At 68.2% G+C, this 16,624-nt stretch carries 14 protein-coding genes and 2 pseudogenes; 13 read left to right on the forward strand and 3 right to left on the reverse strand.

Going from position 1 to position 16,624, the window contains the following annotated elements; genetic code table 11:
* Positions 1-170 precede the first annotated feature (170 nt).
* Positions 171-956, reverse strand: a pseudogene (locus OG780_RS13450) (IS5 family transposase).
* Between the two features lie 355 nt (positions 957-1,311).
* Here OG780_RS13450 and OG780_RS13455 point away from each other — a divergent pair.
* From OG780_RS13455 to OG780_RS13500, 10 genes are all read left to right on the forward strand, one after another.
* Entirely contained in the window at positions 1,312-1,821 is a 510-nt protein-coding gene (locus tag OG780_RS13455) for a PhzA/PhzB family protein (protein ID WP_328447920.1), read from the forward strand.
* 47 nt (positions 1,822-1,868) lie between these two features.
* Positions 1,869-3,035 carry a 3-deoxy-7-phosphoheptulonate synthase gene (locus tag OG780_RS13460; RefSeq protein ID WP_328447922.1) on the forward strand — a complete coding sequence of 389 codons (1,167 nt, stop codon included), beginning with the start codon at positions 1,869-1,871 and terminating at the stop codon, positions 3,033-3,035.
* A 24-nt stretch (positions 3,036-3,059) separates the two neighbouring features.
* Complete coding sequence (locus OG780_RS13465; protein WP_328447924.1) at positions 3,060-3,683, forward strand: isochorismatase family protein; 624 nt, start codon at positions 3,060-3,062, stop codon at positions 3,681-3,683.
* Positions 3,680-5,551, forward strand: a complete 1,872-nt coding sequence (locus tag OG780_RS13470; RefSeq protein WP_328447928.1) for an anthranilate synthase family protein — start codon at positions 3,680-3,682, stop codon at positions 5,549-5,551. Before OG780_RS13465 ends, OG780_RS13470 begins: the two co-directional genes overlap by 4 nt.
* On the forward strand, positions 5,548-5,901 hold the full coding sequence (locus OG780_RS13475; protein WP_328447930.1) for a hypothetical protein: 354 nt from the start codon (positions 5,548-5,550) through the stop codon (positions 5,899-5,901). Before OG780_RS13470 ends, OG780_RS13475 begins: the two co-directional genes overlap by 4 nt.
* An 11-nt stretch (positions 5,902-5,912) precedes the next feature.
* The gene (locus OG780_RS13480) at positions 5,913-6,734 is read left to right on the forward strand and encodes a PhzF family phenazine biosynthesis protein (RefSeq protein ID WP_328447933.1); all 822 of its coding nucleotides are present in this window, start codon (positions 5,913-5,915) and stop codon (positions 6,732-6,734) included.
* Positions 6,735-6,747: 13 nt separating this feature from the next.
* Positions 6,748-7,386, forward strand: coding sequence for a phenazine biosynthesis FMN-dependent oxidase PhzG (phzG, locus tag OG780_RS13485; RefSeq protein ID WP_328447935.1), 639 nt, complete (start codon positions 6,748-6,750; stop codon positions 7,384-7,386).
* 106 nt (positions 7,387-7,492) lie between these two features.
* The gene (locus OG780_RS13490) at positions 7,493-8,593 is read left to right on the forward strand and encodes a phenazine antibiotic biosynthesis protein (protein WP_328447937.1); all 1,101 of its coding nucleotides are present in this window, start codon (positions 7,493-7,495) and stop codon (positions 8,591-8,593) included.
* Positions 8,593-9,957, forward strand: a complete 1,365-nt coding sequence (locus tag OG780_RS13495) for an aldehyde dehydrogenase family protein (RefSeq protein ID WP_328447939.1) — start codon at positions 8,593-8,595, stop codon at positions 9,955-9,957. Before OG780_RS13490 ends, OG780_RS13495 begins: the two co-directional genes overlap by 1 nt.
* Positions 9,958-10,071: 114 nt before the next feature.
* The gene (locus tag OG780_RS13500) at positions 10,072-11,586 is read left to right on the forward strand and encodes a GMC family oxidoreductase (RefSeq protein WP_328447941.1); all 1,515 of its coding nucleotides are present in this window, start codon (positions 10,072-10,074) and stop codon (positions 11,584-11,586) included.
* A gap of 338 nt (positions 11,587-11,924) precedes the next feature.
* Here OG780_RS13500 and OG780_RS13505 read toward each other — a convergent pair whose 3' ends face one another.
* Positions 11,925-12,905 (reverse strand): Lrp/AsnC family transcriptional regulator, encoded by a 981-nt coding sequence (locus OG780_RS13505; protein ID WP_328447943.1) that lies wholly within the window; start codon positions 12,903-12,905, stop codon positions 11,925-11,927.
* 287 nt (positions 12,906-13,192) lie between these two features.
* Here OG780_RS13505 and OG780_RS13510 point away from each other — a divergent pair, with 287 nt between their 5' ends.
* Positions 13,193-13,456, forward strand: a complete 264-nt coding sequence (locus OG780_RS13510) for a hypothetical protein (RefSeq protein ID WP_328447945.1) — start codon at positions 13,193-13,195, stop codon at positions 13,454-13,456.
* Between the two features lie 126 nt (positions 13,457-13,582).
* Here the strand turns inward: OG780_RS13510 and OG780_RS13515 are convergent.
* Positions 13,583-14,188, reverse strand: a pseudogene (locus OG780_RS13515) (IS256 family transposase); the annotation flags it as partial.
* Positions 14,189-14,620: 432 nt separating this feature from the next.
* Here OG780_RS13515 and OG780_RS13520 point away from each other — a divergent pair.
* Both OG780_RS13520 and OG780_RS13525 read left to right on the forward strand, forming a co-directional pair.
* Positions 14,621-15,178: a glycoside hydrolase family 25 protein gene (locus OG780_RS13520; RefSeq protein ID WP_328447947.1), complete on the forward strand. Its 558-nt coding sequence runs from the start codon at positions 14,621-14,623 to the stop codon at positions 15,176-15,178.
* 255 nt (positions 15,179-15,433) lie between these two features.
* Positions 15,434-16,606 (forward strand): N(5)-(carboxyethyl)ornithine synthase, encoded by a 1,173-nt coding sequence (locus tag OG780_RS13525; RefSeq protein ID WP_328447949.1) that lies wholly within the window; start codon positions 15,434-15,436, stop codon positions 16,604-16,606.
* Positions 16,607-16,624: the final 18 nt, after the last annotated feature.

Genomic DNA, 16,624 nt, shown 5'->3' on the forward strand with positions numbered 1-16,624 from the left:
TGTCCGGGCACCGGTGCCGGTCCGGAGCTCCGGGCTGCCGGTAGTAGTGGTCGCGGGCGTCCCTCATACAGGGGACAGGAGTGCAGGCCGGCAGGCGGGCCGACTCCCGGTCGACTGGCCGTCGTCCCGAGCCCCGATCGGTGGATCGGGGCTCAGAGCTCGTAACACGATCATGGTGTCGGCTTGTCGATCCTTCGCCAGCAGATGAAGGCGCATGCGAGTAAGACGAGTGAGTCGTGGAGGTCGAGGCGTCGTTCCCAGCGGGTGGCGAGGCGCTTGAACCGGTGGAGCGGGGCGAAGGTCCGCTCGATGACGTAGCGGAGCTTGCCGAGGCCGCGGATGTCGGGCTCGCCTCGACGGGAGATGACAGGCAGGACCCGACGCCGGGTCAGCTCGCGTCGGACGTACCGACTGTCGTCACCCTTGTCACCGGGAAGGGACTCGGGCCGCTTGCGTGGCCGACCCGGCCAGCCGCGGACGGGACGCCGTCGACCAGGCGAGTACCTGGGTGATGTCGGGGACGTTGCCGCCGGTCGTGATCACTTTCAGCGGCATGCCGCTGCCGTCGCGGATCAGATGGTGTTCGCTGCCCGACTTGCCGCGATCGACCGGCGACGGATCAACCCCGGCACACCCCTTCTCGCCCGCACGCGGGAGGAGTCCACGCAGGCACGCGTCCAGTCGATCCGCCGGGCCGCGTTCAACTCAGCGAGCAGTGTGCGGTGGACCTGGTCGAACACTCCCGCTTCCGTCCACCGGCACAGCCGGCGCCAGCAGGTCTGCCCCGAGCCGAAGCCCAGTTCAGGCGGCAACTGCTGCCACGTGATGCCCGTGAACAGCACGAACAGGATCCCCTGCAGGCACAGCCGGTCGTCCACCGGCCGCGGTCCCGGGGAGCGCTCCGGCCACGGCGGCAGGACCGGCTCGATCAGCGCCCACAGCTCGTCATCGACCATCCACGGTGCACTCACACCACCACAACGGACGAATCGTCACACCGGACACGGCCCACCAGCCCACAGCCACAAGATCGTGTTACGAGTGCTCGGGCAGAGTCGCGCCCGCCATGGAGCAGATTCATCAGACGGTGATACCGGCTGGAATTTTTCGGCCAGACAGCGGTGATCGGCTTCCCGAACCAGCCAGGGTATGAACAAGATTCCGCCTACCCGCCGAGCGCGGGAGGGGGGTTCAACAGAAATCTCATGAACCAATGCATGATTGTGCTCTTTCAGCGTCGTCATGACTTGTTGGGTCTGCCCTTGTGCGCGCGGTGATCCCGCTTTACTTCGGCACTACAAGGAAGAGCCAATGGTCGACATCACCGGCACCGCTGAAACCACCGATACGTTTTCGAGTTCCCGCGGCGACGCGGAACTGCGAGCAAGCAACCGTGCGATCGTGGCGCAGTACATGAATACCCGCGGGGAGGATCGCCTGCGTCGGCACCTTCTGTTCACCGAAGACGGCACCGGTGGTCTCTGGACGACCGAAACGGGGCAGCCGATCGTCATCACGGGCAGGGACCGACTGGGTGACCACGGCCAATGGTCGCTCAAGTGCTTCCCCGACTGGGCCTGGACGAACGTCGAGATCTTCGACACACAGGACCCCAACCAGTTCTGGGTCGAATGCGACGGCGAGGGAACGATCCGCTTCCCCGACTATCCCGACGGCCACTACAGCAATCACTTCCTGCACTCCTTCCTGTTCGAGAACGGGAAGATCAAGCGCCAGCGCGAGTTCATGAACCCCTGTCAGCAGTTCAGGGCTCTGGGCATCGCCGTCCCTCAGGTCAAGCGGGCCGACATACCGACCTGAACGCCGTTCGCCAGGCGTCTTCTTATCAATCAATGGAGCAGGTCGTTATGGGAAACATCCTTGCTGACATCGATAGGGCCCAGGCGCGCCATCAGCCCGAATGGGACAGTCCCTCACAGGTCGAGCTCGTACGAGCGATGCTGTCATCCGTCACACCGCTGGTGACCGCGGCGCAGGTAGAGAACCTCCGCTCCCACCTGGCCCGCGTCGCCACCGGCGAGATGCAGGTGCTCCAGGCCGGGGATTGTGCGGAGGACCCAGCCGAGTGCACCGCTGGGCACATTCAAGGCAAGACCGGACTCATCGACCTGCTCGCCCAGAACCTGGAGACCGCCACCGGCAAGCCCACGCTGCGGGTCGGGCGGATCGCAGGGCAGTTCTGCAAGCCCCGCTCCAGCCAGGTCGAAAAACTCGGCGACGACGAACTGCCGTCCTTCTTCGGGCACATGATCAACGGGCCGGAGCCCACCCACGAGAGCAGGCGTCCCGATCCACTGCGCATGCTCACGGGCTACATGGCGGCGCGGGAGATCACGACGCGGCTCGGGTGGGTCGGGTCAGCACCTCGGCCCCACGGGCCTGTCGTCTGGACCAGCCATGAAGCGCTGCTCCTGGACTACGAGATGTCGATGCTCCGAGAGCTCGACGGCGGTCGGCACTTGCTCGGCTCCACCCACTGGCCGTGGATCGGCGAGCGGACCCGGCAGATCGACGGCCCGCACGTCGCACTGCTCGCCCAGGTGGCCAACCCGGTCGCCTGCAAGGTCGGCCCGTCGATGACCGCCGGCGACATCGTCGAGCTGTGCGACCGGTTGGACCCGGAGCGGGAGCCGGGCCGGCTCTCACTCATCGTGCGCATGGGCGCCGACCTCGTCGCCGACAGGCTGCCCCGGCTCGTCGAGGCTGTGCAGTCGGCCGGGCACCCGGTGGTCTGGCTCAGCGACCCGATGCACGGGAACACCGATTGCGCGGCTGACGGCACCAAGTACCGGCTCGTGGAAACCGTCGCCCGGGAAGTCCGCGGCTTCCGGCGGGTCCTGGACCTGGCGGGGGTTCCGGCCGGGGGGCTTCACCTCGAGGCGACCCCCGACGACGTGACCGAGTGCGTGCTGGACACGGCCGAGCTGGGGTCGGGCCCCGTCACCAGCCTGTGTGATCCGCGACTCAACACCCCCCAGGCCATCAAGGTGGTCTCGGCGTGGTCCGAGTACTGAGATTCCTAGAGAGGGAGCCTTGTGATGACGGGAATACCGCCGATCGCGCCTTACAGACTGCCGCCGAGGGATGCGCTGCCGGAAAACACCGTGCGCTGGACCGTCGACCCGGATCGGGCGGTGCTCCTCATCCACGACATGCAGAGCTATTTCCTCAAGCCCTTCGAGGACGGCATGCGCGGCGAATTGGTGAGCAACATCGCCGACCTCAAGAAGCGCTGCGGAGCGCTGGGGGTGCCGGTGGCCTACACCGCCCAGCCCGGCGGGATGACGGACCACCAGCGTGGGCTCCTGAAGGACTTCTGGGGTCCCGGCATGCGCACTGACGAGACCGAACGCGCGGTCGTTCCAGAACTCGAACCCGACGCGGACGACTGGGTGAGCACGAAATGGCGCTACAGCGCGTTCTTCGGGTCGGAGCTGCTCCAGCGCATGCGCGCGCTACAGCGTGACCAGTTGATCATTTGCGGCGTCTACGCGCATATCGGTGTGCTGTCGACCGCCTTGGAGGCGTTCTCCAACGACATCCAGCCCTTCCTGGTCGCCGACGCGCTCGGCGACTTCTCCGAAGACCGCCACAAGATGACCCTCGAATACGCGGCACGGTGCTGCGCCATGGTGGTCCGAACCGAGGACGTGCTCGCATGAGCGCCCTGCTTGAGCAGGTTCTCGCGCTGGAACTCCCCGCCTTCGCGATCATCCACCGTCCCGAAAGCGGCTCCCCCGGCACGCTGGACGTCCTGGCCGGCCAGGTGACCGAGTACAAGTCGCTGGACGACATCCCGTTGGCCGACGACTCCGGGCCGGGTCCCGCGCTCGACACGCTGGTGCTCGTCCCCTACCGGCAGCTGGCCGATCGCGGCTTCGCCGCGCGGGACGACGCCACGCCCCTGCTCGCGATGAGCCTCACCGCTCGCGACACGGTGCCGGCCGCCGAAGCGCTCGCCGGCTTCCCGCAGGTCCCGACGGAACTGACCGACGGACACTTCGACATGGACGACGACGCCTATGCGCAGATGGTGCGTCAGATCGTCACCGAGGAGATCGGCACCGGCGAGGGCGCCAACTTCGTGATGAAGCGCTCGTTCGTCGCGGACATCGGCGACTACTCGCTGACCAGCGCCCTGTCGTTCTTCCGGCGGCTGTTGGAGCGCGAGGAGAAGGCCTACTGGACCTTCATCATCCACACCGGCCGCAACACTCTCGTCGGTGCGACACCGGAGCGCCACGTCTCGCTCGTCGGCGGCACGGCCGTCATGAACCCGATCAGCGGCACGTACCGGTATCCGTCCGGCGGCCCCAGCTTGCAGGGGGTCATGGAGTTCCTCGCCGACACCAAGGAGACCGACGAGCTCTACATGGTCCTCGACGAGGAACTGAAGATGATGGCCCGGCTGTGCGATGACGGCGGGCGCGTCCACGGGCCGTACCTGAAGGAAATGGCGCGCCTCGCGCACACCGAATACCTGATCGAGGGCAGGACCAACCGCGATGTGCGCGAGGTCCTGCACGAGACGATGTTCGCCCCGACCGTCACCGGGAGCCCGCTGGAGAGCGCCGCCAAGGTCATCTCGCGCTACGAGCCGAACGGACGCGGCTATTACAGCGGGGTCGCCGCGCTGATCGGACGGGACGCGGCCGGACAGCAGACACTCGACTCGGCGATCTTGATCCGGACGGCCGACATCGATCCCGGCGGCCGGATGAACATCTCCGTGGGGGCCACGCTGGTGCGCCACTCCGACCCGATGGCCGAGGCCGCCGAGACCCACGGCAAGCTGGCGACCCTGCTCAACGCGCTCAAGTCCGACCGTCCGTCCGGCTACGCGGCCGACCCGGAGGTCCTCGCCGCCCTGGAGCGCCGCAACGAGGGGATCGCGGGCTTCTGGCTCCGGGACAAGGACAAGGATGACCGTCCGTCGGCCGGGGCCTCGCTGGACGGCATGACGGCACTGGTCGTGGACGCGGAGGACACCTTCACCGCGATGCTCGACCAGCAGTTGCGGTCACTGGGGCTGTCCGTGGAGGTCCGCCGCTTCGACGAGCCGTACGACGTGGCGGCCTACGGCCTGACGGTCTTCGGTCCCGGTCCGGGAGATCCGCGGACGACCTCCCACCCCAAGATCGCCAAGCTGCGGCAGTCGATCGACACCGCGCTGGCGAGTCGCCGGCCGATGCTGGCCGTGTGCTTGAGCCATCAGGTGCTCAGTACGAAGCTCGGCTTCGAGCTGCACCGCCGCGAGGTACCCAACCAGGGCGTACAGCGTGAGATCGAACTGTTCGGCGTGCCCGAACGAGTGGGCTTCTACAACACGTTCGCCGTGCACAGCGCGGTGAGCGAGCGAACCGTCGAAGGGATCGGCGCGGTCGAGGTGAGCCGGGACCAGGAGACCGGCGAGGTGAACGCGCTCCGCGGGCCGGGCTTCGCCTCGATGCAGTTCCACGCCGAGTCGGTGCTCACCGTCGACGGCCCGCGCATCATCAGAGAGGCGATACGGGGGGTGCTCGGCCGATGAGAGTGGATGTCGTCTGGTGGGACCTGGACAGGTCCCACCAGACCGTCGAATCCCTGGAGAAGGATCTTCGTGACGGCTCCGTCGAGCCGTGGCACGAGGTCAAGGGACTGCGCCTGAAGCTGTGGATCGCCGACCGTGAACGCGGCCGTTGGGGCGCGGTCATGTGGTGGGACTCGGACGTTCCGGCAGATCAGCAGTTGCCCCCCAACCGGGCGGCCGAGCTGATCGGGTACGCACCCGACCACCGCACCGGGTTCGACGTCGCAGCGGTGGCCGAGGGGATCGACTCGCTCGGCCTCGCCTTCTCCGCCGGGCCCTCGGTACCGGCACAAGCCCTGGAGCGCCCGTAATGCACCGATACATGGTCGTAGACGCTTTTGCCAGCGAACCCCTGCTGGGCAACCCGGTCGCCGTCTTCTTCGACAGCGAGGATCTGACCGGTGAGACGATGCAACGCATCGCGAAGGAGATGAACCTCTCCGAGGTCACCTTCGTGCTGCCGGCCGAGCAGGACGGCGACGCACGGATCAGGATCTTCACCCCGGTGAACGAACTGCCGTTCGCCGGGCACCCGATGCTCGGCACGGCCTTCGCGCTCGGTCGGACCTGGGGAGGCGACAGGCTGCTGCTGGAGACCGCGATGGGTGCCATCCCGTTCGAGCTGGGCACCCGCGACGGCGCCGCGTGGGTCCGGATGGAGCAGCCGGTTCCCAGTTCGAAGCCCTACGATCTCGCCACGGAGCTCCTGGCCGCACTCGGGGTCGAGTCATCGACGGCCCCGGTCGAGATCTACCACAACGGGCCGCGTCACGTGTTCGTGGGGTTGAGCGACGTCGAGGCGCTTTCCGCTCTCCACCCGGATCACCGCGCCCTCTCGCGCTTCCCCGACATGGCCGCCAACTGCTTCGCCGAGGCGGACGGGGGTTGGCGGACGCGGATGTTCTCCCCCGCCTACGGCGTGGTCGAGGACGCGGCGACCGGTTCCGCTGCCGGGCCTCTCGCGATTCACCTGGCCAGACACGGATTCGCCGAGTACGGGCAGGAGATCAGAATTACCCAGGGCGTGGAAATGGGACGCCCGTCGGTCATGAGGGCGACCGCCGAGGGGGTCGGCGAGTCGATCAGCTCGGTCCACGTCGGCGGGCACGCCGTCATGGTTGCCGAGGGAACAATCAATGTCTAGCGGGGGCCCTTTGATGGACGCAAGTGGATACGAGTCCCTCAGCGGGAAGGTCGACCTCCCCTTCCCCGAGTACGACCAGCCGCCGTCGGAGCCTCTCCAGCTGGTGCGCAGCTGGCTTTCCGAGGCACGGGACATCGGAGTCCGCGAGCCCAGCGCGCTGGCGCTTGCCACCGCGGACTCCCGCGGCCGCGCCTCCAACCGGATAGTCGCCATCACCGAGGTCACCGACCTCGGTCTGGTGTTCACCAGCCACAGCTGCAGCCAGAAGGGACGCGAACTCGCTGCTACGGGGTGGGCGTCGGGTTTGCTGTACTGGCGAGAGACCGGTCAGCAGATCATCGTCTCCGGTCCGGTCGAGCTGCTGCCCGACGCCGAGTCGGACGCCCTGTGGTCCGCCCGGCCGATTCCGTTGCACGCCATGTCGACGGTCACCGAGCAGAGCGAGCCGCTGGAGGACGTCGAGGCTCTGCGCGCCAGGGCACGCAGCCTGGAACTGACCGGGGAGCCCCAGCCACGGCCGGAGTTCTTCGTCGGCTACCGGCTGCAGCCCGACGTCGTCGAATTCTGGTCCGCGAGCTCGGACCGGCTGCACCGCAGGCTGCGCTATGACCGCGACTCGCTCGAGTGGCGTACGAGCCGGCTGCAACCGTAGGCCCCGCTCCTTCGACGAACCCTCCTGGCGCTCACCGCCTTTCACGGCTTCGGCGGCATCGTCGTCGTGCCCGGACACACCCGACCCTTTCCATGAGGAAGAGACAATGCCTCTTACCGCAGACCAGATCCTGGATCTTCCGTTCGACGTCCAGCCCGATCCGGACGAGTTCATCCGCGCCGCCATGGAGTGGCACTTCAATCCCGAGACCGGCTGCAAGTTCTGGCTGGACCGAGCCGCCACTCTCGGCTTCGATCCGCGAGCCGATGTCAAGACGCACGAGGACCTCCGGCTCTTCCCGAACGTGGCCGCGGACCTTCGTGACGTCCGTGGCGAGGACCTGATTCCCAGGGGATACGGAAATCAGCCCGACGTGATCGGGTTCTTCGAAAGCGGCGGCACCACCGGCGCCCCGAAGCGGGTCGTTCTGATGCGGGACTGGCTGCACCGCATGGTGAGCTGGAGCAACGCGAACCTTGACCGTCACGGTGTGCCGCGCGGAGGGAACTGGCTGGGAATCATCCCGACCGGGCCGCACGTCGTGGGCACCCTGTTCCGGCAGCACGCCGTGACGCACGGCCGCCACGGCTTCACGATCGACCTCGATCCGCGCTGGGTGAAGCGGCTCATCGCCGAGGGGCAGTTCGGGCAGGTCGACGCCTACGCCCAGCACCTCATCGACCAGGCCGCCGAGGTCCTGCGGACGCAGGACATCGGCCTGCTCACCATCACGCCCCCGCTGCTGGAACGGCTGGCCAGGGACGAGAAACTGGTCGCCCTGGTGAACGAGCGGGTGAAGTGCATCAGGTGGGGAGGCACGCAGATGGACGCCGACTCCCGGCACCTGTTCAAGACCGAGGTGTTCCCCGAGGTCGCGCTGTGCGGCGAGTACGGAAGCACGATGATCATCGGGGTCGCGGGCGAGCGCGCCGGGATCTCCCTCGACGATCCGTGTGTCTTCGACTCGCTCTCCCCCTACGTGACCTTCACGGTCGTCGATCCGAAGGGCCTCGCGCCGGTGCCCTACGGAGAGCGGGGCCGGGTGCTGGTCAACCACGTCAGCAAGTCCTTCCTGCTGCCCAGCAACCTGGAACGTGACCTCGCCACCCGGATTCCTCAGGTGAACGGCTTGGTCGGGGACTCGGTCGCCGACATCTCCACGGTCGCGGTCTTCGAGGACGAGGACGTCATCGAGGGGGTCTACTGATGATCGACCTGCCCGCGCTCGGCGCAACGGGTGCCTACCGCTCCAGGAACATACAGACGGTCACCGATGTGGCAGGCACGGTCCTCGCGGAACTGAGCCTCGTGCCGCCGTTGTACGTCAACCGCACCATGGCGGCGCTGCGCCGGAGCAGCATCATGCCGGCCGACGAACGGGCCGACGCGATGATCCGTGCGGCCAAGCTCTTCGCGACCGCGACGATCGACGGCCTGACCGTCGAGGAGTACCAACACGCTGTCAGCAGGGTCGGTGGCGTCCCGATCTCCTCCGTCGTCACGGCGACCACGACGGTCGCCGAACGGGTGGCGAAGGCTCATGCGAGCGTCCAGTACGCACGCCCGCGGGGGGCGGTCGACAACTGGCGCGATCCGCTGACGCGGACCGGGCGTTCGGTGTGGACACGGCGCGGAGACGTGTTCGCCGTGCACGCCGCGGGCAACCACCCCGGCACCCACAGCATCTGGCCGGAGGCACTGGCGCTGGGCTACCGCGTCGCGGTCCGCCCGTCGAGCCGCGATCCCTTCACCCCGCACCGGCTCGTGGCGGCACTGCGGAGCGCGGGATTCGCCGACGACCAGGTGGTGCTCCTGCCCACCGACCACGCCGGTGCCGACGCCATCCTGCGCGGCGCCGACCTGGGGATGGTGTACGGCGGCGAGGAGGTGACCCGCAAGTACGGCGAGGCCGCGACGGTGCTGCCGCAGGGGCCGGGTCGGTCGAAGATCCTCATCACGGCCGACGTGGACTGGCGCGACCACCTGGACGAGATCGTCTCATCCGTGAGCGGCCACGGCGGGACCGGATGTGTGAACACGACAGCCATCTTCGTGGAGGGCGACCCGACTCCGCTCGCCGAGGCGGTCGCGGCGCGGTTGTCCGCCGCGACCCCCTTGCCGCCCGAGGACGACAAGGCCGTACTCCCCGTACAGCCGGTCGCGGTCGCCAAGGCGATCGAAACGCACCTGCTCAAGAAGGCGGCCGGCGCCCGGCCCTGGCTCGGCGGCGACGGCGTCGTGGGTGAACTCGGGGACGGGAGCGCCGCGCTGATGCCGGCCGTCTTCCAACTCGACGATCCGGCCGCTCCGCAGGCAGGTGTGGAACTGCCGTTCCCTTGCGTGTGGATCGCGCCGTGGACACCCGAGGCCGGCACGGAGCCGCTGAGGAACACGCTCGTGCTCAACGCGATGACCCACGACAGCCGGCTCATCGACCGCCTGCTCGACGAGCCGACCATCAGCAACCTGTACCTGGGAAGCCAGCACACCCACTGGATGGATCCCTCGGTACCGCACGACGGCTACCTGGCCGACTTCCTCATGCGGAACAAGGGTGTCATCCGGAACTGAACCTGGTTCTGGCAACGCTCACGTTCGCACCGTGAGCGCGGTTCCGATGTCGCCCGCGGCGGCTCGCCACCGGGACGCTCCCTCCAACTCCAGCGAGATCGAAAGGGTCCTACCTTGTCCCACTCCGTCGAACCGGCCGACGTCCTGATCGTCGGCGGCGGGTCGGCCGGCGCGGTGCTCGCCACGCGCCTGAGCGAGAACCCCGCCCGGCGCGTCGTGCTGCTCGAGGCCGGGCCGGACTACGGCCCCACCCGGTTCCCCGACTCACTGCTCGACGCCAACCGCATCGCCGATCTCGATCACGACTGGGGATACACCTCGCGGGGCGGGCGACTGAGCCCCTCGATGGTCGCCCTGCGCGGCAAGGTGATGGGCGGGAGTTCCGCCGTCAACGCAGGCGCCGCCCTCCGCGCCCGTGCCCGCGACTTCGCCCGCTGGGCCGAGAACGGGCTCGACGACTGGGGCTTCGCCGACGTCCTGCCGTACTTCCGCGACCTGGAGAACACCCCCACCGGCGAGGAGGAGTTTCACGGGCGAAGCGGGCCGATGCCCGTGCGCCAGCTGACCGACTCCGAGCTGACCCCCGCGCATCGTGGCTTCATCGACGCCGCGGTCGCCCGCGGCCACAAGCGGATCACCGACTTCAACGGTGCCGAGCAGGACGGCGTCGGAGCCTTCGCGGTCAACGTCCTCGATGGGATCCGACAGAACACCGCACTGGTCTACCTCACCGCTGAGGTGCGCGCTCGCCCGAATCTCACGGTGCACGGTGCCGTCACCGTCGACCGGGTCCTGTTCCGCGGTGGCAGTGCGACCGGAGTGGTCACCGCCGACGGGACCGTGCACCATGCCGACGAGGTGATCCTCTCTGCCGGGACCTACGGAAGCGCGGCGATCCTGCTGCGCTCCGGCATCGGCCCCGTCGGCGAACTGGCGTCGCTCGGCATCGAGCCCCTCGCCGACCTACCCGTCGGACAACACCTGCAGGACCACCCATTCTGCCCCGCGGTCTATGCGCTCGCCCCGGGGCGAGGGGAGATGGCTCCGGCCCTCGGCGCACTGCTGTGGACCGCCTCCAGCGAGGCCGCGGACGGTGAACTCGACCTGAACGTCGTCGCCGTGCATCCCAACGGGGCTCCGTTCATGCCCGCCGGCGGCGTCATCGCCCTGTCCACGGCTCTCGTGCTCCCCGAGGCGCAGGGCACGGTGCGCCTCACCAGCCGCGATCCGCTTGCCCAGCCCTTGATCGACCACAACTACCTCGGCACCGAGCGCGACCGCCGACGCATGCTCGAAGGCGTACGAATCGCCCGTGATCTGGCCCGTGACCCGGCACTCGCGCCGTCGCTCGCCGGGCTTCTGATGCCGCGCGAACTGCCCGACGACGCCGAGGAACTGACGCGGGTGATCGAATCCAGCCTCTCCATCTACGGTCACCCCACCTCCACCGCCCCCATGGGTGCCGCCGACTCGCCTCAGGCCGTCGTCGACTCCCGCGGAGCCGTGCACGGAATCGCCGCCCTGCGTGTCGTGGACGCCTCGATCATTCCGTACGTGCCCTCCAGCGTCACCAACCTCACCACGATCATGATCGCCGAACGCATCGCCCACCTCGTCTACAACCACTGATGACCCCAGGCTGCCGAGAGGCCGGCCACTCACCTTGATGATTCCGGGGCCGAGCCCCGGGCCCCGCGTTCCTGCACGTCACCGCCGCTTCCCCTGGCTGAACTCGGCGGGAGTTCAGCCAGGGAAGCCCGGCTCGGGGCGCGGCGAGCGCCGCATCCGACGGGTGCGGTGGTTCGGCGCACTTCACGCAGGCCAGGCCACGTCATCAGACCTCTGGTCGAGGAAACGAGGCTCACGCTACGGATCTGCGGGAGCCGGGGGTGAGATTCCCCGGGCCACCCGACATTTCGCACGCTGCTGACCCTGGACTGATCGACTGACGGAGGCTCCGAACCGCGTCAGGCTGAATCGCTACGTCTGGGGCTGCTCTGCAAGAACGGACTGGTGGTTTTCAGAGTCCTCTGGACAGGACTTGTCTCGAGCACGCGGATGGAGTCGAGCGCGCTGAGCCTGTCGGCCAGGTAGTCATGCAGTTCACTGGGACTCTTGCACAAGACGAGGGCCACCAGGTTGGTCGGGCCGGTGGTAGAGGCCAGGAAGGCCAGTTCCCTGTGTTGGATCAGGGTGCTCGCTACCTGGTTCAGGTACGCGGGAGCGACAGACATCCACAGCAGGGCTTGCGTGGTGATGCCGTACACCTCCGCACTGATCTCGACGTCGAAGGTGAGCATGCCGCTGGCCTGCAAAGCAGCGAGTCGGCGCGTAATGGTCGAGGAAGACTGGCCCGTCTCGGCGGCGAGGTCCGTGTAGCTGATGCGGCCGTTGTTCTGCAACGCGGCCAGCAGGTGCCAGTCCGCCTGGGTCAGGGATGAGCGGAGCTTGGGCTCGTCAGCGTCATCTGACGAGTCGAGTGCTCGGCGTAGTTGTTCCTGCTGCTCGTTGGTGAGAGCGGTAGTGTGCCCCTGCCATGCGGTGGGACCGCCCAAATAGGTATGCAGCAGGCGGTGCGCCGACACCTCGGCGATGTTGGCCACACGAGGGATCTCGCGGAACAGCAGCGTATGGTGCGCCGCGGAGTTCATGACGAAGCAGATTTCGGTTCCCCCGGACACGAGCCGCACCCAGGTGGTGTCGTCCCGCCGAGCCAGGCTGTACGCGACGCTCTGAGCGGTGTTCGGGCTGGCCGTGAGCCTCAGAATCCACTTCCCACCTGACGGTTGCCGCGGGTTCACCACCCCGACGACGCGAAGCGACAGCTCGCTGCTCAGCCGCCCGTAGCGACGGGCGACTGTTTGCGTGGAGACGCCCAGAACCTCGGCGATCCGGCTGAATGGCGCCCGACCGTCGATACGCAGGGCATGAATGATACAGTGGTCCAATTCATCGACTGCGGGGACCGTTGGCTCAGAAAATTCGCCCACTGGCCGTCTAGGGCCATGGACGCTCAGCAAGGCTTGCTCAGCAAGGTCTGCGGCACTTGTTTCCCCCGGATAGCCTAGGACAGGACCTGGTCAATGGGCTTGGCTGTCGGCGACGGCGTTTTTCATCACCAGGGCCCCGGTGAGTTCCGTTCCACGATGATGGTCAGTCAGTTCTCGTGATCGGTCACGCTTTGCCGGAACTTGGCGCGCGGGCATGGAGTCCACGATCGTGGTTTCAGGAATACGTGTTCGGTATCACCAGCCTGCCGGCCTCGGACGCGAGACCCAGCGACCTGGCGGTTCGTCAACAGCTGTGCTGGTCCGCCGAGTACCGGCATCACGTCCTGGATGACACCTTCGAGGAGGAGCGCCGCCAGGCCCGCGCTGTACGCCTGCCTGGGAACCTCTCCACCCTGCACGACCTGGCATTCCAGGCGGTCAAGGTCGAACGATTCGGCAACATCGCACGCAGCCGCTGCCACTACACCAGCCCCCCGACCAGCTCCTGAACCACTACGTACCATGACCATCACCACGAAGTGGATATCTTCGGGCGAGTGTACATGTTCTCGCTCTTCGTGGGTACGGCAGTCTGCGGGTGTGTCAATTTAGCGGCTGCTGTTGGTTGTTGATGGTCAGTTGCCGCTCGGGGGCAGGCGGTCCTCGAACGCGATCTCGAACGCGTTGAGAGGGGCTTTCCAGCGTATGGTCCACCGCTTGCGGCCCTTCCCGGTCGGGTCCGGGCTCATCAGCGCCATGTAGATCCACTTGAGGGCGGCGGCTTCGTCGGGGAAGTGCCCACGGGCACGAACAGCCCTGCGGATGCGGGCGTTGACGCTCTCGATCGCGTTGGTGCTGCAGATGACCTTGCGGATCTCGACGCCGAAGGAGAGGAAGGGCACGAACTCGGCCCAGGCGTCCGACCACAGCTTCACGATCGCCGGACACTTCCGGCCCCGCGCTTCCTGGAACTCCAGGAACCGCTCCGTCGCCGCGTCCTCGCTGGGCGCGGTGCAGACGGACTTGAGGGCTTTGGCGGCCTTGTCCCCGTCCATGAGGGCGGCATGACGGAACGAGTTCCGCAGCAGGTGAACCACGCACGTCTGGACGATGGCGCGAGGCCAGACGGTCTCCACGGCCTCGGGAAGGCCCTTCGGTCCGTCGCAGACCAGCATGAGCACGTCGTTCAGGCCGCGGTTCCTCAGCTCTGTGAACACGTGCAGCCAGCACTTCGCGTCCTCCCCGCGGGCCCGCCCCCGGGAGGGCCGGCCCGAGCGGCGGGGGCCGGGGACGGAGCGAGCGCGCCGGAGCGCCGGACCCGGTCCTGTAGGCGGACCGCGCGCTCTCGTCGGCATGGACTGCCCGCCGGTGGCCGGTTCGGCCCCTGACGCACGCCGACGGGCCGGCTCCCGCGCGGGCGGCTCCCGGGCGCCGCGGCGGACGAGAGGCCCGGCCCTGACGACCGGTGCGGGTGCGCCGGTCACGCGTGCGAGCGTGGAGGGGGCGAAGTGGGGGAATCCCCAAGGCAGTTGTCCCGTACGGACTGTCCCCGTGGACAACGGCGGCCGCCCCCCGACGACCGCCTCCCTGGACAGCGGCAGTTGTTCGCCACGGACACCCGGGGACCGCCCCGCCTGGCCCTCCCCCTCCCCCCATGCACGGAGGCTCCACCCATGCTGCGAGGCATCGACGTCAGCGCCTACCAGTCGTCCACGTACGGCACCGCCGGCCTCTCCTTCGTCTTCGTCAAGGCGACGGAAGGCCGCTCGTACGTCAATCCGAAACTCACCGCGCAGGTGAGGACCGCCCGCGACGCGGAATGCGTCGTGGGCTTCTACCACTTCCTGTGGCCCGGCGACATCACCGCCCAGGCCGCCTACTTCGTGAGCAAGGCCCCCGAAAGGGCGGGCGACCTGCTCGCCGTCGACTGGGAGACCACCGGCGAGGGCACCCACGCGAGCAACGCGGAGAAGGACCGCTTCATCCGCAAGGTGAAGGAGCTCCGCCCGGACAACCGCGTGGTGCTCTACACGAACCGGAACTTCTGGCTGAACATCGACACCACCTCGTACGCCGGTGACGGTCTGTGGATCGCCGACTACGTGACCGCCGGCGAACCCCGCATCCAGGCGAAGTGGCGCTTCCACCAGTACACCTCCGAGCCGGTGGACCGGGACGTCGCGGACTTCGACACCAAGGCCGCCCTGCGCGCGTGGGCGGGCAGCGCCTAGAGGTCACCGGTTCCCCGCCGACCGACGACGCCGGGCGCCCCCGGCTCCCCGCCCCGGGGGCGCCCGGCATCCGCTTCCCCCCGGAACGCCGGGCCGCCCGCCGGGCTCGGACGAGCGGCGGGCGGTCGGCGTCCGGGACCGGAGTACGGTTGCCTTACCGAGCGCACCTCGCACGCCGCCATCCATCGCGGTGTCGCCCTCGGGGAACGGCAAGGCCGGAGCGCATCGCGTCCGGCAGGAAATGAGCCGCCCCACATGAGCCTGATGAGTCTCGGAGTGCTCGCCTCCTCCCGCAAGGAGAACGAGTTCCGCCTGCCCCTGCACCCTCGCCACCTCGACCGGATCGCCCCGGACATCCGCGAGAAGATCTTCCTCGAACACGGCTACGGCCGACGGTTCGGCGTCCCCGACGACGCGCTGCGGCCCCTCGTGGCCGGACTGCGCTCCCGTGAGGAACTCGTCGCCGAGTGCGACATCATGCTGCTGCCCAAGCCCCTGCACGACGACCTCGCCGAGCTGCGCGAGGGCCAGGTGCTGTGGGGATGGCCGCACTGCGTGCAGGACGAGAAGATGACCCAGATCGGCATCGACCGGCGGCTGACGCTGATCGCCTGGGAAGCCATGAACCACTGGACCTCCACGGGCGCCTTCAGCGTCCACGTGTTCCACAAGAACAACGAACTCGCCGGCTACTGCTCGGTGCTGCACGCCCTGCAGCTCGGTGGGCTGACCGGCAGCTACGGGCGCCGCCTGCGCGCGGCGGTCATCAGTTTCGGCGCCACGGCGCGCGGAGCGGTCACGGGCCTGGGCGCCATGGGGGTCTCCGACGTCACGGTGCTCACTCAGCGCGCCGCCGCGGCGGTGGCCTCACCGATGCCCTCGGTCGTGATGAGCCACTTCGAGGAGCGGCCGGGCACCGCGTCGGGCCTGCAGGCCTCCACTCCGGCCGGGCCCGTGCCGCTGGCGGAGTACCTGGCCGGGTTCGACATCATCGTCAACTGCGTCCTGCAGGACACCGACGCGCCGCTCATGTTCGTCACCGACGAGGAACTCGCCCTGTTCCGGCCGGGCACGTTCTTCATCGACGTCGCCTGCGACGAGGGCATGGGCTTCGGCTGGGCCCGCCCGACCACCTTCGGCGAGCCCATGCCCACCGTCGGAGCGGGCTGCCACTACTACGCGGTGGATCACAGCCCGTCCCACCTGTGGAACTCCGCCACCTGGGAGATCAGCGAGGCGCTGCTTCCCTACCTGCGCAAGGTCATGAGCGGCCCCACCGCGTGGGACGCCGACATCACGGTCCGCAAGGCGATCGAGATCCGTGACGGCGTCGTCCAGAACCCGAAGATCCTCTCCTTCCAGCACCGGTCCGCCGTCCACCCGCACGCTCCGGAGATCCCGGCGGACGCGCTGAGCCAGGCGGTCTAGGGCGCGTGTGCGGCGGGC

This window comes from Streptomyces sp. NBC_00386, assembly GCF_036063235.1.
Classification (GTDB): Bacteria; Actinomycetota; Actinomycetes; order Streptomycetales; family Streptomycetaceae; genus Streptomyces.